This window comes from Hydrogenophaga sp. GW456-12-10-14-TSB4 (genome assembly GCF_059424305.1).
On record NZ_JBWKZH010000029.1, the window covers coordinates 43,121 to 63,150 of the forward strand.

A 20,030-nucleotide genomic window follows, 5' to 3' on the forward strand; every position below is an offset into this window, starting at 1 on the left:
ATGATAGGCCCGGACGCTAGTGATCGGCGCCGGCCTTCTGCGAGAGATCGCGGGCCGCCTCCAGCAGCGCCTGCGCGATGCGCTTGACCTGCGCATCGTCCACGCGCGCGCTCGGGCCGTACACCGCGAGCGATCCCACCACCTTCGAGCCGGCCGAGAAAAACGGCGCCGCGATCGCCACCGCGCCCCGGATCAGCTCGTCGCGGCTGATCGCGTAGCCGGCTTCGCGAATGCGCACCAGCTCGTCCAGGTAGGCCTTCTGGCGCGCCTTCGGAATGCGGCCCTCGATGTAGTGCAGCGCATCGGGCGCGAACGCGAGAATGGCGCGCCCGCTCGCGCCCAGGATCACCTTCTCGCTGTGGCCCACGCCGCGCTTGAAGCTCAGCGGTTGCGCGCTCGGCATCTCCGCCACGCACACCCGCTCCTCGCCGTGGTGCACCAGCAGCGCCACCGTCTCGCCGGTCTGCTCCCACAGGCGCCGCATCATGGGCTGTGACAGCGTGGCCAGGTCCAGGCCCGAGGTCCACATGTGCGCCAGATGCGCCACCGACGGGCCGAGCTGGAAACGCTGCGGCTCGCCCGCGGACACGATGAAGCCGCGCAGCTCCAGCGTGCGCAGCAGCCGGTACAGGGTGGGGCGGCTCAGGTCCACGCGCTTGAGCAGTTCGCTCGCGCTCAGCTGCCGGTCGCCCGCGCGAAAGGCCATCAGGATGTCCAGCGCGCGGTCCACGGCGCGCACGCCCTCGTTGCTCTTGTCGTTGCTCATCACCATCTCCCGGGTGTCGGATGGCGCATTGTATGAAATACGTCCGCCTGATGGACAGGCTGCTCATTTTCTTTGACATGGATCAAGTGCCATTTCTAGAATGGACACCTGTCTCACCTGACGTACAAACAACCCACCCCACGGAGTCCCCTGTGAACAAGGAAATGTCTGAAACGCTCACCCGCGTCGGTCCCGGCACGCGCATGGGCAACCTCATGCGCCGCTACTGGGTGCCGGCCCTGGCGTCGAGCGAAATCCCCGAGGCCGACGGGCCGCAGGTGCGTGTGCAACTGCTCGGCGAGAAGCTGCTGGCCTTTCGCAACACCGACGGCAAGGCCTGCCTGATCGGCGAGTTCTGCTCGCACCGCGGCGTCTCGCTCTACTTCGGCCGCAACGAAGAAAACGGCATCCGCTGTGCGTACCACGGCGTCAAGTTCGACGGCGACGGTCAATGCGTGGACGTGCCTTCCGCGCCGCAGGCCTGCGCGCGCATGCACATCAAGGGCTATCCCTGCGTCGAGCGCGGCGGCATCGTCTGGACCTACATGGGCCCGGCCGACCAGCAGCCCGCACCACCCGAGCTGGAGTGGTGCACGCTGCCGCCCGAGCACGTGTTCGTCTCCAAGCGCCTGCAATACAGCAACTGGCTGCAGGCCATGGAGGGCGGCATCGACACCGCCCACGTGTCCTACGTGCACCGCTTCGAGGTCGACACCGACCCCATGCACCAGGGCGTCAAGGCGCTGGACTACATCAAGGCCGACGGCAATGTGAAGTTCGAGATCGAGCAGACGCCCTTCGGCCTGAGCCTGTTCGGCCGCCGCAACGGCGAGCCCGACTCCTACTACTGGCGCATCACGCAGTGGCTGTTCCCCTGGTTCACCCTCATCGCCCCGTTCGGCGACCACGCCCTGGGCGGCCACGTGTGGGTGCCGATCGACGACCACAGCTGCTGGGCCTGGAGCATCAACTGGCAACCTGGCCAGCCGCTCACCGAAGAAGAGCGCATCGCGATGGAAGAGGGCAAGGGCATCCACGTCGAGTACGAGGCGCCGGGCAGCTTCATCCCCAAGCAGAACCGCGACAACGACTACGGCATGGACCGCGTGGCCCAGCGCGAAGAGCGCTCCTACAGCGGCATCTTCGGCTTCTCCGCGCAGGACTATTCGCTGCAGGAAAGCATGGGCACCATCCAGGACCACGAAGCCGAAAAACTGCTGCCCACCGACAAGGCCATCGTCATGGCGCGGCGCATGCTGCACGAAGCCGCGCTCGGTCTGGAGCAGGGCCAGACGCCGCCGGCGCTCGACCCGGGCGCCCAACACGTGCGCCCCGCCGGCGTGCTGCTGCCCAAGGAGCAGGACCCGGTGGCCTGGGCCCGCGAGGAACTCGCCGACGCCACGAAGAAGCCGGTCTTCAGCCTCTGAGCGGCCGCTCGATTCACCCCACGACGACAACCACAGGAGACACCCATGAAGTCCCATTTCAAACTCGCGGCCGCCGTCGCACTCGCGGCCTGCGCGGCCACCTCCGCCTGGGCGCAAGGCGCCGACTGGCGCCCGAGCAAGCCCGTGCGCATCATCGTGCCCATCGTCGGCAGCACCAACGACGTGCTCGCGCGCCTCATCGGCCCCGAGCTGCAGAAGGCCCTCGGTCAGCCCTTCGTGGTCGAGAACAAGCCCGGCGCGGGCGGCAACATCGGTGCGCTCGAAGTGGCGCGCTCCGCGCCCGACGGCCACACCCTGCTGATCGGCTACAACGGCCCGCTGGCCATCAACGTCACGCTGTTCGACAAGATGCCCTACGACCCGATGAAGGAGCTCGCGCCCATCACGCTGGCCGTGAAGTCGCCGCAGTACCTGGTGGTGAACCCCGCCGCCGGCTTCACCGACGTGAAGGACTTCATCGCCAAGGCCAAGGCCAACCCGTCCAAGTACAGCTACGGTTCGGTGGCCATGGGCAGCGCCTCGCACCTCACCATGGAAATGATGAAGTCGGCGGCGGGCTTCCACGCCACCCACATCCCTTACCGGGGCGCGGGCCCGGCCGTGACCGACCTGATCGCCGGCAACGTGCAGGCCGGCTTCTTCGTGCCCGGCAACGTGCAGGGTTTCGTGAAGGAAGGCCGCCTCAAGCTGCTCGCCTCCACCGGCACCAAGCGCTTCCCCAGCACGCCCGACGTGCCCACGCTCGCCGAGTCCGGCCTCAAGGACTTCGAGGCCACCTCGTGGATCGGCCTGCTCGCACCCGCCGGCACGCCACCCGCCATCATCAACCGCTACCACGACGAGATGGTGCGCATCCTCCAGTCGCCCGAGATCCAGAAGCGCCTGCACGAGATGGAGTTCGAGATCATCGCCAGTTCGCCCAAGCAGTTCAGCGACTGGATCGGCACCGAGATCGTGCGCTGGGGCAAGGTCATCAAGGCCACCGGTGCCAAGGCGGAGTGAGCTGAGATGAGCGGACACCACAGCGAACCCCGACTCGCGGGCAAGACCGCGCTGATCACCGGTGGGGGCGCCGGCATCGGCGCCGCCGCCGCCCGGCTGTTCTGCCGCGAAGGCGCGGCCGTGCTGCTGGTGGACGCCGACGGCGACGCCCTGGCGCGCACCCAGGCGGCCATCCTGCAGGCGATGCCGCAAGCGCGCGTGGCCACCCTGGCCGCCAACGTGGCCGATGAAGCCGCCGCGAAAGCGGCGGTCGCACAGTGCGCCGAAGCATGGGGCGGGTTGGACATCCTGGTCAACAACGCCGCCATGCGCAACTACACCCCTGCCGCCCACGCCACGCCCGCCGAATGGCAGGCCATGGTGGGCGTGAACCTGGTCGGCATGTCCAACTACTGCGGCGCGGCCCTGCCGGCCCTGCGGCAGAGCGGGGCGGGCGCCATCGTCAACGTCTCGTCCTGCTACGCCGTCACCGGTCGCAAGGGCATGGCGCTGTACGACGCCACCAAGGCGGCCCAGCTCGCGTTCACGCGCAGCCTGGCCTTCGAGGAAGCGCCGCACGGCGTGCGCGCCAACGCCGTCTGCCCCGGCTCCACGCTGACCGACTTCCATGTGGGCCGCGCGCAGGGCGCAGGCAAAAGCGTCGACCAGCTCAAGACCGAGCGCAAGGACACCTCGCTCATCGGCCGCTGGGCGTCGCCCGAAGAAATCGCCTGGCCCATCGTCTGGCTGGCCTCGGGCGAGGCGTCCTTCATCACCGGCACCACGCTGATGGTCGACGGTGGGCTGCACATCATGTGAGTGGTGTCCGGCATGTCGTCCTCCACCTTGCAGGCCCTGGTCTTCAACCTGCGGCACGAAGCCACGGGCATCGTCAGCGTCGAGCTGCGCCCCGTGGCACCGGCCACCGACTTTCCGATGGTGGAGGCCGGTGCCCACATCGACCTGCACCTGGGCAACGGCCTGGTGCGCAGCTACTCGCTCACCAACCCGGGCGAGCGCCACCGCTGCGTGGTGGCCGTGCTCAACGACCGGCACAGCCGGGGCGGTTCGCGCTACGTGCACGAGCAGCTGCGCGTGGGCCAGGTCATCCCTGTCGGCGCACCACGCAACCACTTCCGGTTGCAGGAAGACGCCCCGCACAGCGTGCTGCTGGCCGGCGGCATCGGTGTCACGCCGGTGTTCGCCATGCTCCGGCGCCTGGCCGCCTTGCAGCGCCCGGCGCAGCTCATCTACTGCGCGCGCAGCCGGGCCGAAGCCGCCTTCGTGGCCGAGATCGAAACCCTGGTGCAGGCACACCCGATGCTCTCGCTGCGCTGCCACTTCGACGACGAACAAGGCGGCCCACCCGACCTCGTGCAACTGCTCGACGGCCATCCGAAAGACACCCACTTCTACGCCTGCGGCCCCGCGCCCATGCTCGACGCCTACGAACGCGCCTGCGCGCAACTGGGCCAGCCCCACGTGCACCTGGAGCGCTTCGCAGCCGGTGCACCCGTGGCCGCTGCCACCGCGAGCGAGGGCTACCGCGTGGAGCTGCGCAAGTCCGGCAAGACCGTGCAGGTCGCGCCCGGCGTGGTGCTGCTCGACGCCCTGATCGACGCCGGCGTGAACCCTGACTACAGTTGCCGCGAAGGCGTGTGCGGCGCCTGCGAAACCAAGGTCATCTGCGGCGACGTGGAACACCACGACCTCATCCTGACCGAGCGCGAACGCGCGGCCAACAAGTCCATGATGATCTGCGTCTCCCGCTGCCGCTCCGGCAGTCTGGTGCTCGACGCCTGAACGAACCCACCGGCCGCGCAGCCCTTGCGCGGCCCTTTTTGCGGCGGTAATATAACAACGTTACTGAATCGTGCCGGCGCTACATGAACCCTTCATCCTCCAGCTCCACCGGCCCGTGGGCGTCCAGCGTGCGCGACATGAAGCGCGTGGCCATCCTCGCCGCCGCCAGCGAGGTCTTCGGCGAGCACGGCCTGCAGGGCGCCACCATGCGCCAGATCGCGCAGCGCGCCGGCTGCACCACCGGCGCCATCTACCCGCTGTTCGCCAGCAAGGAGCTGATCTACGCCGAACTGCTCGCCACCTCGCTCGCCGACCTGCACGCCCACGTGTCCGCCGCCGCCAGCGGCGCGGGCGCCGGCCGACCGCACGAGCGCGCCGCCAAAGCCTTTCTGGACCACTACCTCGCGCGCCCCTACGAGGTGAACCTCGGCCTCTACGCCTTCAACGGCCTGAAGAAACTCGGCGTCGGCAAGGAACACGACCGCGCGCTCAACAAGGCCCTGATGGACACCCTGGTGCTGCTCTCGCCGCACGAACGGCGCAGCCGCACCAGCCCGCCCGACGCCGAGGCCATGGCCACCTTCGCCCAGCTCATCGGCACGCTGGTGCTGCACCAGGCCGGGCGCCTGCAATTCGCCAAGCTTTCCCCCAAGCAGCTCATCGAGCATTCATTGACCACCCGCCGGCGAGCCGCCGGACAGCAGGAGACATGACACATGACCGTGAGAACCGAGAAGAACGGCGCCGTCTGGACCATCATTCACAGCCGGTTTGACGAGGCGCGCAACGCGATGGACCCCGAGAGCGCCGACGCCCTCGTGGCCGCGCTGCAGGCCTTCGACAAGGACCCCGGCGCCTCCGTGGCCGTGCTCTGGGGCGAGGGCGGCGCCTTCTGCGCCGGCTGGGACCTGAAGTACGCCAGCAGCCTGGGCGACCGCGAGCGGTTCGACGCCGACATCGCGCGTGGCCTGGCCTTCCCCATGGGCGCCAACGACGCCCCACGCGGCCCGCTCGGGCCCACACGCCTCGAACTCTCCAAACCCGTCATCGCCGCCGTGGAAGGCCCGGCCGTCGCCGGCGGCATGGAGCTCGCGCTCTGGTGCGACATCCGCGTCATGGCCGACACCGCCTACTTCGGCGTCTATTGCCGGCGCTGGGGCATCCCGCTGCTCGACGGCGGCTCCGTGCGCTTGCCGCGCCTGGTGGGCCAGGGCCGCGCGATGGAGATCATCCTCACCGGCCGCAAGGTGCCGGCCGCCGAAGCGCTGGCCATCGGCATGTGCGAGAAGGTGGTGGACGAGGGCGGTGCGCGCGAAGCCGCCGAGGCCATGGCGCAGGAGATCGCGCGCTTTCCGCAGGCCGCCGTGCGCGCCGACCGCCGCACCGTGCACGAAACCTACGGCCTGCCGCTGCGCGACGCCATGCGCCGCGAATGGCACAACGGCGTGGAGGCGCACTTTCTGGAAGGGGCCGACGGCGCTGCACGTTTCGCTTCTGGCCTGGGCCGCAGCGGCGATTTCAGCAAGATCTGATGAAACCGGGGGGCTCAGGCCCCCTGCGGCGCGGGCTGGGCCGAGGCGGGCAGGCCGAAGATCTTGTCGAACGCCAGGTTGAACACGAAGGTGTAGACCAGGAAGAACACGATCAGGCCCAGGTCCAGCACGAAGGCTTGCCAGAGCGAGATGTCCAGCCACCAGGCGAACAGCGGCACCAGCGTGATCACCAGACCCCCTTCAAAACCGATGGCGTGCGCCACCCGGCGCAGCACGCTGCGCCCGCGCTTGGCCTGGCGGGCCTCCCAGCGCTCGAACAAGGTGTTGTAGACCAGGTTCCAGACCACCGCGATCGCCGAAGCGGCGATGGCCGCCACGCTCGCATGGCCCATGTTGGCACCCGACAGCAGGGCCAGGCCCGTGGTGGACATGGTGATGGCGATGATCTCGTAAAGGGTGATGTAGACGACTTTGCGTTTGATGCCTTGCATGGCGAAACTCCGATTTCCCTGGCCCCCGGGCCGGTCTGGCTGAGGCAATGAACGCATGGTAGGTCGACTTGACTGACGATAAAAGTCAGATACTTTCAGTAAATCTGATAAGTTAGCGGCCATGGCCTTTTCCAGCGACAACGTGCGCGTCTTCCTCGCGGTGCTCGATGCCGGTTCGTTTTCCGCTGCCGCGCGCCAGCTCGGGCGCGTGCCTTCGGCGGTCAGCATGACGATTGCCCACCTGGAAGCCGAACTCGACCTTGTGCTGTTCGACCGCAGCGCGCGCGAACCCAAGCCCACCGACGTGGCCCGCGCGCTGGAGCCGCAGGCCCGGCAACTCGCCAGCCAGTTGCGCCAGCTGCAGGCCCACGCCGAAGGCCTGCACCAGGGGCTGGAGCGACAGCTCACCATCGCCATCGCGCCCGAGCTGCTGTCCGCGCCCTGGAGCCAGCCGCTGGCCGTGCTGGCCAGCGAGTTCCCCGCGCTCATCGTCGAAGTGTTGTCCGCCCCGCAGGCCGACGCCTTGCGCATGCTGCACGCGGGCGATGCGCAGCTGGCGCTCGTGTTCGAGCGCCCGGGCACCGACGAGCGAGAGGGCTTTCAGGAGCTGGGCCAGGAAATCCTGGTGGCCGTCATCTCGCCCTCGCACCCCGAGGTGCAGGCGCGCCAGGGCCAGCTGCAGCTCAACGACCTGATCGACATCCGCCAGATCGCCGTGGTGAGCCGTGACCCGCGCGGGCGCGATCCGCGCCTGCTGTTGGCGCGCCACATCTGGCGCACCGACAGCCACCTCGCCACGCTCAGCCTGGTGCAGGCCGGCCTGGGCTGGGCCTACCTGCCGCGCAGCCTCATCGGGCCCATGGTGGCCGCGGGCACGCTGACGGAAATCCGCTTCAACAACATCAGCAACCAGCTGCGCGTGTGGGTGGACGTGGTCTGGCACACCGACCGGCCCATGGGCCTCGGCGCCAAACGCTTCATCGAGCTGATGCGGCAGGAAGCCGCGAGCGGGTCGGCCTGACGAGCGTCAGACCAGGGTGTTGACCTGGGTGCCCAGCGCGCCGTCCGTGGCCAGCGGCAGGGCGGCGGGCAAGGCATTGAGCATCGCCATGGCGCTGGACGACTGGATGTCCTGGGCCTTCTTGAGCACCTGGATCTGGACTTCGCTGCTCACCTGGTCGCGCTTCATGTCGGCGACGGCGTGAACAAGGGCGGCGGGAGAAACGTCCATGGTGCTTCCAGGGGTCAAAAGAGATGCCCCTTGTATCGACCGCGCCGCGCCGAACTTGACCCGCGCTCAGCCTGCGCGGAACTCCCCCGGTGCCATGTCGTAGCGCTGCCGGAAGCGCCGGTAGAAGGTCGACACCTCGCCGAAGCCCGCCGCGAACCCGATCTCGGCCGTGCCCAGGTGGCGCGACGCCGGGTCGCGCAGCAGCGCGTGCGCGCGCGCCAGCCGGGCACGCGTGAGGTACTCGTGGAAACTGCTGTCCGACAGCGAGAACAGCTGGTGCAGCGTGCGCAGCGACACGCCGAACGCCCGTGCCACGCGCTCGGGCGTCAGGTCCATCTCGGTCGCACGCTGCTCCACCTGCTGCTGCACGCGCAGCAACAGCGCGCGGCGCCGCGCCAGCCGCGTGGGCTCGTGCGCATCGGCGCCGGCGCCCACCGCGCCCGCCACCAGTGCGCACAACGTGCCCAGCGCCATGTCCCGGCTGGTCGGTGACAGGCCTGCGTGGTGCCGCAACAGGCCGTCGAGCCAGCTTGCGATCAACTCGCGCTCGGCCAGCGCGCGGTCGATGTGGCGCATGGGGAGCGGCTCGCCCGAGCACAGGGCCAGCAGCGGCTGCAGGCGCTCGCGCGCGATGCGCCAGAGTCGGAAGTCGAAAACCGCGTCGTCGGTGCCGGTGCGAAAGGGCAGGTTCGGGTCGGCGATCACGATGTCGCCCGCCTCGGCCACGCAGCGGGGCTGGCCCTGCTGCTCGAACCACGCGCGGCCCTGGCGCTGCAGATAGACGTAGTAGGTGTCGCTCGGGCGCTCCTCGATGTCCTGCTCGCGGCGCTGTACCAGGTGGCCATCGCACACGATGTCGGTCACGTCCAGCGCGCCGAGCTGGCGCCGCGCGATCGCGCCATGGAAGGGCTGGCGCTGGGCCTCCTGCTGGCGCTGGGGCGTCAGCGCATACACGTGCTCGCAGCAGGCCTCGCGCCATTCGTCAAAGCGCGTGGCGGCCGGCACGCTGTCGGTGGACCATTCCGTGACCATGATGGGACTGCCTCCGGGTTGGGACGGCTGCCAGTATCAGGGGGTTTGGTTAAAACGAACAATATCGCGTGAATATGAACGAAATCGAATCGATAGCCAAGCATCCGGTTCCTGCTCAAAGGCGTCGGCCAGCGCGGTCGCATTGAATGGCGAGGCACAGAGCCAGAAGCCAGCGGAATTGAGAATCGGACATGGCGCAATCGGGCTTTATCCGGCGACCAGGCGACGCGCAGCGTTGACCTGCACCCAGTGAAGGATGAAGAGCACGATCAATGGAATGAGCACGATCAGGTTGAGACCTGGAATGAAACTCAGGGCAAAGCAAATCGCATAGGCGAGGCCCGGAGAAATGCGCTGGCAATTTGTCACTAAGTCCACACGTCTGAATAGGTGCGAGGGAACGAGGCCCCTGAAAACCCCTTAAATTCGCCAGTCCACAAACAAGAGGGGGATTCATGTTCTGTATCGCATGCGGCAAGGAAAACAACAGCACGGCCAGGTTTTGCGGGCACTGTGGTGTCAGCATTGAACCGAAGGCCACAGCGCCCGACATCGGCCGCAGCAATCCCGTGGGGGCATTCAAAGCCGACGAACCCCTGTGGCGCGCGGCCATCGGCCCCAAGAAGGCCGACCACTTCCTGCCGATCTTTGCCGGCTTCGCTGTGGCGGGGAAACCGTCTCTTTCCTGGAACACCCCGGCCTTCTTCGTGACCTACTTCTGGCTGCTGCATCGCAAGCTGTGGTCCCGCGTGGCGCTGTATTTCTTTGTTCCCCTGGTCATTTCCGTGGTCGTCTCGGCGGCCCAGGCCGCTGGTGGAAAGGAGGCCGCAGGCCTCTTCCTCCTGATCTGGCTGGCGTATCTCGCGGGCATGTTCCTCGTGCCGGGTCTGGGGGGCAACGGCTGGCTCTACAAGAAATACAAGGCGCTCATTGCCGAGGCCAAGGCCATGCACAAAACCCTGGACGCTCAGGTCGCCTACGTCGCGGCCAAGGGCGGCACGAGCCACGCAGGCCTCATCATCGGCCTCGTCTTCGTCCTGATTTTCATGACCGGGATCCTGGCGGCGGTCGCGCTGCCGGCCTACCAGGACTACACCGTGCGCGCCAGGATGAGCGAGGCGCGCGTGTATGCCAACCACCTCAAGTCCAACTTCGAGGTTCTCTATGAGCGGGACCGACGGATCCCCAGCGCCCGCGCCCTTGTCCCGGCCGGGGTCACCTCGAAGTACGTGCGTGACTTCGAGGTCCTGGACAACGGCGGGATCCGGGTCTACCTCAACTTCACCCCGATCGATGGGAAAAGCTTTGTCCTCACGCCGGCCCTGGACAAGGATGGGAAGTGGTCGTGGTCGTGCGGGACCGTCGACGTGTTGCCAAGGCACCTGCCCCAGGACTGCCGGACAGCCGTGACCGTCAAGTGACCTCGCTGGGATGAAGCCGCACACATTGCCAAGCCTTGGCGCGCGGTTTGCGAAGACAGGCCGCCTCGGCGTGCGCAAGATGCGGGGGTGTGTCTTGAAACCCCAGCCATCACCGTCCTGATCGCCGACGACCACGCGCTGGTGCGCGACGGCATGCGCGGTCTCGTGGCCGGCTTGCTGGGCGAGGTGGTCTGCCTCGAAGTGGGCGATGGCGACGCGCTGATGCGCGCAGCCCAGGCTCACCCGGCGGTGGGGCTGGCCCTGGTGGACCTGAACATGCCCGGCATGGAGCGCGGCTTCCGTCTGGCCGAACTCGCGCACCGCCACCCGGGCCTGCCGCTGGTGGTGATCTCGGCGCTGACCTCGCCCGACGTGGTGCGGCGCACGCTGGACTTGCCCAGCGTGCACGCCTTCGTGCCCAAGAGCGCACCGTCCGAACAGATCGAGGCCGCCATCGGCGCGGCGCTGCAGGGCCGCAAGCTGCCGTTTGCCCACCGCGCGCCCGAGTCGCGGCGGCCCGAGGTGGTGCTCACGCCGCGCATGGAAGAGGTGCGCCAGCTGCTGCGCCAGGGCATGAGCAACAAGCGGATCGCGCGCACCCTGGGCATCAGCGAAGGCACGGTGAAGAATCACATGAGCGAGATCTTCAAGGCGCTGCAGGTGTCCAACCGCACGCAGGCGGCGCAGCTCGACGCCGACCGCCTGTGAAGCCCGCGCGGGCGGCGCTCAGCGCGCCGACAGGAAGTCGCCCGCTTCGAGCAGCACCAGCTCGTTGTCGTCCGCCTTGTTGGGGTCGCGGCTGCTGGAGAACGGCAGGTTGTTGTCGTTGCCCACCACGATGTGCCGTGCATCGACGATGTCCACGTTCTCGATGGTGAAGAACGGGAAGGTGAGCACGCCGTTGTTCAGCGGCTTGCGGGCCAGCTTGTTCGGGTCGGCGATGTTCATCAGGTCGATGTAGCCGATCTTGCGCAAGGGGCCACCCGCGTTGGCTTCGTTCAGCTCCACCTTGTAGACCCGCTTGAACTTGGCCAGGTCGTGGAAGCAATCGGCGCGCTTGGTGGCTTCCGGGCAGGCCTTGTCGGCCGTGCCTTCGCCGTTGTCGCGCTCAATGATCAGGCCTTCGGTGGGGCTGATCATGTTGAAGTCGCCGATGGCGTGGTGGTTGGCCTCCAGCACGTACTTCCAGTGGCGACCGGTCCACTTCTCCGTCTTCACGTCGAACTCCAGCACGCGCAGGTACTGCTTGCCGTCGATGGCTTCCGGCGCTTTGGCGGCCTCGTCCCACACGGCGCCCTCCAGCAGGGGGTAGAGCTTGCTGCCGTCGGGCGATGAGGCCATGCCCTCGAAGCCCTTGGAACGGCGCACCTGGAACTTCACCTCGCCGCCCTGCGCACCGGGCGTCTTCACCGCCGGGTGGTCGGGCGAGACCACGGTCTTGCCATCCACCTGGGTTTCGTACACCGCCTTCACGCGGCCCTTCATGTCGGCCTTGATCAGGTAGGGGCCGAATTCGTCGCCGATCCAGAAGTGGCCGTCCGCGATCTGGAAGCTCTCGGTGTCGAGGTCCGAGCCCGTCAGGTAGCGTTGTGCCGTGCCCTCGTGAACGATGCGAAAGGGCACCTTCTTGTCGGGGTCGTGCAGGAACACGGTGCCCTGGCGCTTGAACTGCCCGCTCTTGAAATCCACCCGGTAGTGGTTGAGGAACAGCATGAAGTCGGGCGAGTTGGCCTTGGCGCCGGCGCCGTTGTCCGTCAGCAGCCAGTAGCTGCCGTCGGCCATGCGCTTGATGCCCGAGTGGCCTTGAACGGGCTGGCCCTTGAAGGGCAGCGACACCCCCGTGGGCCGGCCGGCGGACAGCCCTTCCACGCTGCCGATGGCCTCGACGCGGCGGTCGGTGGTGAACTTGCCGCTGACGCGCAGGTCGGCCGGCGCGTCTTTGGGCGCGGAGATCAAAGTCTGCGCGGGCAGCAGGGCGTGGCCGGCGAGGGTGGCCGGGTAGGCGGTCTGGGCCTGGGCAGACAAGCTCAGGCTTGCGACGGCCAGGGCGAGCAGGGCAGGGGTGTGCAGCTTCATGAGAGGGTGCCTTCGTTGTTGTCAATGGACGCGGATCGGGGCTGAGCTTGCCGCCCTGCCGTGACAACGGTGCGACCTTTTGATGACGGTGTGTTGACGGCTTCGCACGCCATGCGAGGCCTTGCTGCGCGCATTGCGAAGACAGGCGGCCCGGCGGTGCGCAAGATGCCGGCATGGACCGGGACGCCCTTTCTTTCCGCGCGGGCCGCGACGAGCAGCCCGACCCCGAGGACAGCGCCCACACCGTCGCCTCGCTCTGGGCCTTGCGCGCCTGCGAGCTGCTGTGTGCGCTGATGTTCGCCACCGCCTTGCCGTGGCAGCAGCCAGCGGCGTGGTTCTCGGTCATCGCGGGCATGGGCATGCTGCGCTGGTGGCACGTCAACCGCCCGTCGTTCCGTGCCTTGCCCAAGGCGCGCCGCCGGCGCGCGTACCGCATCTACATGTGGGTGCTGATGGCCTTCGTGGGCAGCGCCTGCTGGTTCCTCTACGTGCCCGACAACGTGCCCATGCTCGCGGTGCTCATGAGCTACCTGCTGGGCAACGCCACGCTGATCGCCGTGCGCCTCACGGGCGACGTGGTGCGCACCACCATCGCGCTGTGCCTGGCGGTGTTGCCGACCTCGGTGCGCCTCATCGTCGATGGCCTGGGCGGCCACACGCTGCTGGTGCTGATGGGCATCGGCGGCATCCTGATGACGGTCACCATGGTGTTTCTCTCGCGCGCGCAGGAGATCGGCGTGATGCGCCAGGTGGAGCAGCGCCGCCGCGCCGAGGCGGCGGCCGACACGGTGGCGGCGCTGGGGCTGGCGAAGTCGCGCTTCTTTGCGGCGGTGAGCCACGACCTGCGCCAGCCGGTGCACGCCATCGGCCTGTACCTCGCGCCGCTGGTGAGTCTGGCCGAGCGCGCGCAGGACCGCGCGGCGCTGCGCGCGATCGACGGCATCGGCCAGTCGTGGCGCGCGCTGGACGACCTGCTCTCGCAGGTGCTGGACCTCACGCGCATGGACTCGGGCGTGGTGCAGGCCGAGCTGCGGCCCACCGAACTCGCGCCGCTGGTGGCCAGCCTGGTGCGCCAGCACAGCGCGGTGGCCGAAGCGGCGGGCGTGCGCATTGTGGCGCTGGTGCGGCCCGAGGCCTTTGCGCTGGCCGACGGGCTGATGCTGGTTCGCGTGCTCTCCAACCTGATGGACAACGCCATCAAGTTCTCGTCCGCCGGTGCCACTGTGCTGGTGGCGTTGCGCCGGGGTGAGGGCGGGTGCTGGCGGCTGCAGGTGCGCGATGCAGGCCTGGGCATCGCGCCCGAGGCGCAGGCGCGCATCTTCGAGGAGTTCGTGCAGATGCACAACGAAGGGCGCGACCGCCGCCAGGGCCTGGGCCTGGGGCTGGCGATCGCGCGGCGCCTGGCACTGCTGATGAACGGCGACATCGCCGTGCGCGCGGCGCTGGGGCAGGGCTGCTGCATGACGGTGACCTTGCCGCGCGCGCAGCCTCCGCCAGAGCCCGCGCCGGTGGTGGCGAACGAGCTGCCCTCGATGCCCGGCGCGCTGCTGCTCATGCCCGAGCATGCCGTGCCCTCGCCCGCGTTCGCGGTGGAGCGCGTGCTGCTGGTGGAAGACGATTCGCTGGTCGCCGCCGCCACGCGAGACCAGCTCGTGGGCTGGGGCCTGCAGGTGCTGCACGTGGAGACGGCCGCCGAGGCCCTGGCGCAATCGGCGTTCGGCGACGTGGCCATCTGCGACGTGCGGCTGCCGCACGCGGCTTCCGGGCTGGACCTCGCATTGAGCTTGCGCGAGCGGGGCCAGCGCGTGCTGCTCATCAGCGGCGAGACGCACGCGGCCTTGCGCGAGTCGGCCTCGCGGCACCGCCTGCCGCTGCTCATCAAACCGGTGTCGAGCGCACAACTGCTCGCCGCCTTGCAAGGCCTCTAGACGCGTGCCCATGTCCCTCGGGGCATGACCAATTTCACGTGGTTGCACACGGGGTGCGTCGGTAGATTCAAAACCCTGCCACCCCGTGTGGGATGGCGCTACCGAAGGAAGCCCCACCATGAGACACCAGTTCTCGCCCGACCTCGAATCGCCCCACGCACCCGCCGCTGTGGTGTTGCGCCCGCCCCGCGTGGGCCGCTTTGCCGAAACCCGGGGCACGCCCTCGGTGCGCCGCGCCTACGGCTGGCTGTGCCGCTGGGCACCCGCCGTGGCCGCGCGCCTGGCCTACCGGCAACTCGCCACGCCGCCGCGCGCGCCCGTGGGCAAGTGGCCGCTGCCGATCCGCGCGCAGACGCGCGCGCGCCGCCTGCCGTGCGGCGCGGGCGAACTCGCGGTGTACGAATGGGGGCAGCAGGGCCCGGCGGTGCTGCTGGTGCATGGCTGGGGCTCGAACGCCACCCACCTGGGCCGCATGGTGCAGCCGCTGGTGGGGGCGGGCTTCCGGGTGGTGGCCTTCGATGCGCCGGCCCATGGGCGCTCGTCGGGCCGCGCGACCGACATGGTGGAGTTCGCCGGTGCGGTGGCCGCCGTGGCGCGCCAGGCGGGCCCGCTGCACGCTGTCATCGGCCATTCCTTCGGGGCCGCGATGGCAATGTTCGCCGCGCGCGACTGGGGCATCGCTGCCTCGCGGCTGGTGCTCATCAGCTCCTTCGACCACTGCAACTGGTTCGTGGAGATGTTCGCGCGGCACATCGGCCTCACGCCCGAGGTGCTCCAGCGCGTGCGCGAGCTGTTCGTGCAGCGCTACGGCGGCCGGCTCGACTGGGGCCGCATGTCGGTGCTGGAGATGGCGCGCCAGGCCGGCCTGCCCGCGCTGGTGGTGCACGACGAGACGGATGAAGAGATTCCCTTCTCGCACGCCCTCTCGCTCGCGGCGGTGATGCCGGCCACGCAGCTCAAGGCCACGCACGGCCTGGGCCACCACCGCGTGGCGCGCAACCCCGAGGTGATCCGCCGCGTGGTGGATTTCCTCTCGCACTGAGGAGGCGGCCATGCAGAACCCCTCATCCTCCTCGTTCCCCCATCGGCTGGCCCTGGTGCTGGGCAGCGGCGGTGTGCGCAGCATCGCCGCCCTGGGCATCGCCGAGCGCCTGGCGCGCGAGGGCATCCGGCCCGATCTGGTGGTGGGCTGCAGCTCGGGCGCGCTGTTCGGCGCGCAGGTGGCGCAAGGCCTGCACGGCGAAGAGGCCGTGCGCATGGCCACCACCCTGTGGTCGGCCGAGCTCACGCAGCAGCGCCGCTGGCGCGCCTACCTGCAACTCGTTGCCCCGAAGCTCGCAGGCTTCGGCGACGGCTTCGCATTGCGCGACGACCGCCTCATCGCCGAGCGCATCGGCAACGCCTTCGGCGAGGCGCGCCTGGAGCACCTGCCCACACCGCTGCGCGTGGCCGCCACCGACGCCGCCACCGGCCAGGCCGTGGTGCTCACGCGGGGCCGTCTGGTGGACGCGCTGCGCGCCAGCATGGCCGTGCCCATCCTGTTCCCGAGCGTGGCCGTCGGCGGGCGGCGACTGGTCGACGGCGTGCTGTCCGACCCCTTGCCGCTGGCGGCGGCGGCCGACGCGCGGGTGGTGCTCTCGCTCGGTTTCTTCGGCGGCTTGCCGCGCCGGGTGGACCGCGTCTCGCGCCTGGTGGCCCAGACCAGCACCACGCTCATCAACAACCTGATGCAGGCGCGCACCGACGCAGCGCAGGCCCGGGGACAGCAGGTGATCGGCCTCGCGCTGGACCTGGAGCGCCCCGTCGGCCTGTGGGAAACCGCTGCCATGCCCTGCCTGTTCGAGGCCGGCTGGCGCGCGGCCGAGGCGCGGCTGCCCGACATCGTGGCCGCGCTGCAGGCCGCACCCGCGCCCGAGCGCGAGATGACCTTCATCGAATGAACCCCTCCCCATGGACTTGAAACGCATGAGCCTCTCCACCCTCCAGACCGAGCGCTACGCGCACTGCATCGCCACCTCGCGCCGCGTGCGCTGGGACATTGACCGCGACGTGATCCGCGCCCGCCGGCTCGACTTCAACAAGCCTTTTCTGCCCGACGGGCTCTCGCGCATCAGCCGGCTCGAATTCCTCCAGCCCGCCGAGCAGGTGCGCCTGAGCCAGGTGCAGGGCCGCACCTACGCCAACATGTTTGCGCTGGTCGAGCGCTTCATCGGCATCCAGATGCTGTCCTGCAGCCGCCACCACTGGTTCGGCGATCAGGTCGCGCTGGAGGCGCTGGTGCGCTTCTCCGACGAGGAGCTCAAGCACCAGGAGCTGTTCCGCCGTGTCGAGCGCCTGGCGGCGGCGGGCATGGCCGACGGCTACGCCTTCCTGCCGGCGGCCAACGCCGTGGCCTCGCAGGTGCTGGAATCGTCCACCTGGGCGGTGCTGGCGCTCACCTGTCACATCGAGCTGTTCACGCAGGTGCACTACCGCCAGAGCATCCAGCCCACCGAGGCCCTGGCCGAGCTCTACAAGGACGTGTTCCTGTTCCACTGGAAGGAGGAGTCGCAGCACGCGATCCTCGACGAGCTGGAGTGGGAGCGCGAACACGGGCGCCTCACGCCGCGCGAGCGCGACGTGGCGGTGGACGACCTGATCGCCCTCGTGGGCGCGCTCGACGGCATCCTGCGCGCGCAGGCGGCGGCCGACGCGCGTTACTTCATCGACACCAACCCCAGGGCCTTCGCGACGGGCGAAGCCGCGCGCCTGGCCGCCGGCCTGCTCGACGCCTACCGCTGGCAGTACATCGGCTCGGGCATGCAGGTGCCGCGCTTTCGGCAGCTGCTGGTGGCGATGACCACACCCCCGCAGTTGCAACGCATCCAGGCGGCGCTGGCGCCGCTGCTGTCCTGAACCATTCACAAGGAGCCATCCATGTCCCGCATGTTTCTTCTCCGGGCGGCCCTGCTGCTGGCGGTTGCCGGCCCGGCCGGCGCGCAGCCCATGGGCATCGAGCAGGCCCACCACGCCCACTACATCGCCGAGTACGATCGCTCGCTCGCCCTCTACGAGCAGCTGGCCACGCAAGGCGACGCCGAAGCCGCCGAGCGCGCGGGCTTCATGTTGATGCAGGGGCCGGTCGCCTACGGTCCGCGCGTGCCGCGCGACGTGGCGCGTGCCACGGCCTGGCTGGAGCAGGCCGCCCGGGCGGGGCGACCGCACGCGGTCTTCCTGCTCGGGCTGAGCGCCGGCACGGACTGAGCGGCGCACCCGGCATGCGCTGGGCGGATGCAGCCCATGCGCCGCACGCGCTTGTCGGGCACGCGGCCCGGTTCCGATACTCGGTGCATGAATCAGAACCTGTTGTTGAATGTGGTGGTCAGCGCCGTGTCGCGGGAGACCGACGAGGTGGCCTGTTTTGAGCTGAGCCGAACGGATGGACCTTTGCCCCCGTTCGAGGCCGGGGCGCACATCGACGTGCACACCGCCGTGGGCCCGCGCCAGTATTCGCTGTGCAACCTGCATGAGGAGAACGGTCCCTATGTGGTGGGTGTGAAGCGCGAGGCGGGTGGCCGGGGCGGCTCGCGCTGGATGCACGACACGCTCACGGTGGGCACCCGCCTGGTGATCGGTTCGCCCCGCAACAACTTCCAGCTGGTGCCCGAGGCAGCCCACCACTGCCTGCTGGCGGGTGGCATCGGCATCACGCCTATGGTGGCGATGGCGCACGAACTCGGCCGCCGGGGCCACTCTTTCAACCTGGTCTGTTTCGCGCGCAGCCGCGCCCATGCGGCCTTTGGGGACCGCCTGCAGGCGGCGCCCTGGGCCGCCCAGGTGCGCTTCCACCTCGATGACACGCCTTCGCAGCAGGTGGACCTGGCGGCGTTCTGCGCGCACCAGCCGGAGGGCACGCATTTCTATGTGTGCGGCCCGGCGGGCTTCATGGCCGCGGCCCGGCAGGCCACCAGCCAATGCCCTGGCGCCCGGTTGCATGAGGAGCGTTTCACGGCCGAACCGCAGGCGAACCCGAAGGGGCTTGCCAGCTACACCGTGGAGTTGGCGCGCAGCGGTTGCCGCGTGCGGGTGGAGACGGGCCAGAGCCTGTTGCAGGCGCTGCGGGGCGCGGGGCTGGACCCGCTCACTTCCTGCGAGGCCGGGGTGTGCGGCAGCTGCGTGACGACTTACCTCGAAGGCCGGCCCGTGCATGGCGATGCCTTCCTCAGTGCGCACGAGCGGCAGAGCCAGCTCGCGCTCTGCTGCGCCGGCTCGCTCGGCGAGCGCCTGGTGCTCGACCTCTAGCCCGCGCCCTTGAGGTCGAGCATCACCTGTTCCTTGAACCAGATGTGGTCCCGGTGGTTGTGCGTGCGCTCGTGCCAGTAAAGGTAGACGTCGTAAGGCGGCAGATCGATCGGCACCTCCACGGTGGCGAGCGCGAAGCGTTCGCAGAAGCGCCGGGCCAGTGACTCGGGCATCAGGGCCACCATGCCGGTTTTTTCGATCAGGTACGGCACGGAGAGGTAGCTCGGCGTCGTGAGCCGGACGTTGCGCGCCAGCCCGACTTGCGACAGGGCCTTGTCGGCCGCATCGCCGAACGCATGCACCGTGGGCTTGATCACGACGTGGTCGAGCGCGGCGAAGGCTTCGGGGCTGATCGCCTGCCCGACGGCGGCATGCCCTTTGGCCGCGATGCAGGCCACGCGGTCGCGGAAGATCACGCGGTGCCGCAGGTCCTCCAGGGTGGGGGGCAGCATGCCCACGCAGAAATCCGCCTCGCCGCTTTCCAGCACCTGGTTGAGGTTGCGCGGGTGCACCGGGTGGCAGACCGAGACCGAGATGCCCGGGAAGTTCTGCGCCAGCCGCGTGACCAGGGGGTCGAGAAACACGCATTCCAGGTAATCCGTGGCCACCACGCGGAAGTTGCGGCGCGCCGTCTCGGGGTCGAACGCGATGGCCTGCCCGAGCAACTGGTCCATCTCGTAGAGGATGCGCAGCGCGAACTCGCGCAACTGCATGGCCTTGGCGGTCGGCACGAGGCCGACCTGGGCCTTGACCAGGATGGGATCCGAGGTCAGTTGCCGCAGCTGGCCCATGGCCCGGCTCATGGCCGGCTGGCTGATGTCCAGCGCATCGGCGGCGCGCGTCACCTGCGAGTGGTCGACCAACGCGACCAGGCACCGGAGCAGGTAGAAATTCAGCGACAGATCATCTTTTTGGCGCATGGTTTTCATACACAGTCCGCATGGACTGGGGGGTTGCACAACGGGATACTAGTTCAACCTTAGCGCGATGGCGCACGGCACGAGAGCCCAGGGACATTCCAGGAAACACCGGTTCAAAGAGACCGGTCACCCACGAGGAGCCACAGGTTTGGACACCGC

General features: G+C 68.9%; 21 protein-coding genes. 15 read left to right on the forward strand and 6 right to left on the reverse strand.

All coding sequences use genetic code 11. From position 1 onward, the window contains the following. Positions 1-16 precede the first annotated feature (16 nt). Positions 17-766: an IclR family transcriptional regulator gene (locus tag AC07ZS_RS15530; protein ID WP_494799426.1), complete on the reverse strand. Its 750-nt coding sequence runs from the start codon at positions 764-766 to the stop codon at positions 17-19. Between the two features lie 152 nt (positions 767-918). On the opposite strand from AC07ZS_RS15530, the gene AC07ZS_RS15535 reads away from it, so the two are divergent. The 6 genes from AC07ZS_RS15535 to AC07ZS_RS15560 all read left to right on the forward strand — a co-directional run bounded on the left by AC07ZS_RS15535 (position 919) and on the right by AC07ZS_RS15560 (position 6,530). Then, positions 919-2,193 carry a Rieske 2Fe-2S domain-containing protein gene (locus AC07ZS_RS15535; RefSeq protein WP_494799427.1) on the forward strand — a complete coding sequence of 425 codons (1,275 nt, stop codon included), beginning with the start codon at positions 919-921 and terminating at the stop codon, positions 2,191-2,193. 45 nt (positions 2,194-2,238) lie between these two features. Continuing rightward, positions 2,239-3,216, forward strand: coding sequence for a Bug family tripartite tricarboxylate transporter substrate binding protein (locus AC07ZS_RS15540; RefSeq protein ID WP_494799428.1), 978 nt, complete (start codon positions 2,239-2,241; stop codon positions 3,214-3,216). Positions 3,217-3,222: 6 nt separating this feature from the next. Then, complete coding sequence (locus AC07ZS_RS15545) at positions 3,223-4,014, forward strand: SDR family NAD(P)-dependent oxidoreductase (RefSeq protein ID WP_494799429.1); 792 nt, start codon at positions 3,223-3,225, stop codon at positions 4,012-4,014. A gap of 12 nt (positions 4,015-4,026) precedes the next feature. Next, a complete protein-coding gene (locus AC07ZS_RS15550) occupies positions 4,027-4,998 on the forward strand; it encodes a PDR/VanB family oxidoreductase (RefSeq protein ID WP_494799430.1) in 972 nt (323 codons plus the stop codon). Positions 4,999-5,081: 83 nt separating this feature from the next. Continuing rightward, positions 5,082-5,711, forward strand: a complete 630-nt coding sequence (locus AC07ZS_RS15555; protein WP_494799431.1) for a TetR/AcrR family transcriptional regulator — start codon at positions 5,082-5,084, stop codon at positions 5,709-5,711. A gap of 3 nt (positions 5,712-5,714) precedes the next feature. After that, positions 5,715-6,530 carry a crotonase/enoyl-CoA hydratase family protein gene (locus AC07ZS_RS15560; protein ID WP_494799432.1) on the forward strand — a complete coding sequence of 272 codons (816 nt, stop codon included), beginning with the start codon at positions 5,715-5,717 and terminating at the stop codon, positions 6,528-6,530. Between the two features lie 14 nt (positions 6,531-6,544). Here the strand turns inward: AC07ZS_RS15560 and AC07ZS_RS15565 are convergent, their stop codons facing one another. Further along, a complete protein-coding gene (locus AC07ZS_RS15565) occupies positions 6,545-6,982 on the reverse strand; it encodes a PACE efflux transporter (protein ID WP_494799433.1) in 438 nt (145 codons plus the stop codon). 121 nt (positions 6,983-7,103) lie between these two features. Here AC07ZS_RS15565 and AC07ZS_RS15570 point away from each other — a divergent pair, with 121 nt between their 5' ends. After that, positions 7,104-8,003: a LysR family transcriptional regulator gene (locus AC07ZS_RS15570; RefSeq protein WP_494799434.1), complete on the forward strand. Its 900-nt coding sequence runs from the start codon at positions 7,104-7,106 to the stop codon at positions 8,001-8,003. Between the two features lie 6 nt (positions 8,004-8,009). Here the strand turns inward: AC07ZS_RS15570 and AC07ZS_RS15575 are convergent, their stop codons facing one another. After that, a complete protein-coding gene (locus tag AC07ZS_RS15575; RefSeq protein ID WP_494799435.1) occupies positions 8,010-8,213 on the reverse strand; it encodes a putative motility protein in 204 nt (67 codons plus the stop codon). Between the two features lie 66 nt (positions 8,214-8,279). Further along, a complete protein-coding gene (locus AC07ZS_RS15580) occupies positions 8,280-9,245 on the reverse strand; it encodes an AraC family transcriptional regulator (protein WP_494799436.1) in 966 nt (321 codons plus the stop codon). Positions 9,246-9,700: 455 nt separating this feature from the next. Between AC07ZS_RS15580 and AC07ZS_RS15585 the strand changes: the two genes are divergently transcribed. After that, the gene (locus AC07ZS_RS15585) at positions 9,701-10,666 is read left to right on the forward strand and encodes a pilin (RefSeq protein WP_494799437.1); all 966 of its coding nucleotides are present in this window, start codon (positions 9,701-9,703) and stop codon (positions 10,664-10,666) included. Between the two features lie 87 nt (positions 10,667-10,753). Next, entirely contained in the window at positions 10,754-11,374 is a 621-nt protein-coding gene (locus AC07ZS_RS15590; protein WP_494799438.1) for a response regulator transcription factor, read from the forward strand. A gap of 18 nt (positions 11,375-11,392) precedes the next feature. Here the strand turns inward: AC07ZS_RS15590 and AC07ZS_RS15595 are convergent, their stop codons facing one another. Then, positions 11,393-12,742, reverse strand: a complete 1,350-nt coding sequence (locus AC07ZS_RS15595; RefSeq protein WP_494799439.1) for an esterase-like activity of phytase family protein — start codon at positions 12,740-12,742, stop codon at positions 11,393-11,395. 173 nt (positions 12,743-12,915) lie between these two features. Between AC07ZS_RS15595 and AC07ZS_RS15600 the strand changes: the two genes are divergently transcribed. The 6 genes from AC07ZS_RS15600 to AC07ZS_RS15625 all read left to right on the forward strand — a co-directional run bounded on the left by AC07ZS_RS15600 (position 12,916) and on the right by AC07ZS_RS15625 (position 18,951). Continuing rightward, complete coding sequence (locus tag AC07ZS_RS15600; RefSeq protein WP_494799440.1) at positions 12,916-14,670, forward strand: hybrid sensor histidine kinase/response regulator; 1,755 nt, start codon at positions 12,916-12,918, stop codon at positions 14,668-14,670. Between the two features lie 118 nt (positions 14,671-14,788). Continuing rightward, a complete protein-coding gene (locus tag AC07ZS_RS15605; RefSeq protein WP_494799441.1) occupies positions 14,789-15,712 on the forward strand; it encodes an alpha/beta fold hydrolase in 924 nt (307 codons plus the stop codon). Positions 15,713-15,722: 10 nt separating this feature from the next. Beyond that, the gene (locus tag AC07ZS_RS15610; protein ID WP_494799442.1) at positions 15,723-16,610 is read left to right on the forward strand and encodes a patatin-like phospholipase family protein; all 888 of its coding nucleotides are present in this window, start codon (positions 15,723-15,725) and stop codon (positions 16,608-16,610) included. Between the two features lie 25 nt (positions 16,611-16,635). Continuing rightward, the gene (locus AC07ZS_RS15615; RefSeq protein ID WP_494799443.1) at positions 16,636-17,565 is read left to right on the forward strand and encodes a hypothetical protein; all 930 of its coding nucleotides are present in this window, start codon (positions 16,636-16,638) and stop codon (positions 17,563-17,565) included. 21 nt (positions 17,566-17,586) lie between these two features. After that, positions 17,587-17,913: a hypothetical protein gene (locus AC07ZS_RS15620; protein ID WP_494799444.1), complete on the forward strand. Its 327-nt coding sequence runs from the start codon at positions 17,587-17,589 to the stop codon at positions 17,911-17,913. An 87-nt stretch (positions 17,914-18,000) separates the two neighbouring features. Continuing rightward, positions 18,001-18,951: a PDR/VanB family oxidoreductase gene (locus AC07ZS_RS15625; protein WP_494799445.1), complete on the forward strand. Its 951-nt coding sequence runs from the start codon at positions 18,001-18,003 to the stop codon at positions 18,949-18,951. Here the strand turns inward: AC07ZS_RS15625 and AC07ZS_RS15630 are convergent. Then, positions 18,948-19,871, reverse strand: coding sequence for a LysR family transcriptional regulator (locus tag AC07ZS_RS15630; RefSeq protein WP_494799446.1), 924 nt, complete (start codon positions 19,869-19,871; stop codon positions 18,948-18,950). The genes AC07ZS_RS15625 and AC07ZS_RS15630 overlap by 4 nt on opposite strands. Between the last annotated feature and the right edge of the window lie 159 nt (positions 19,872-20,030).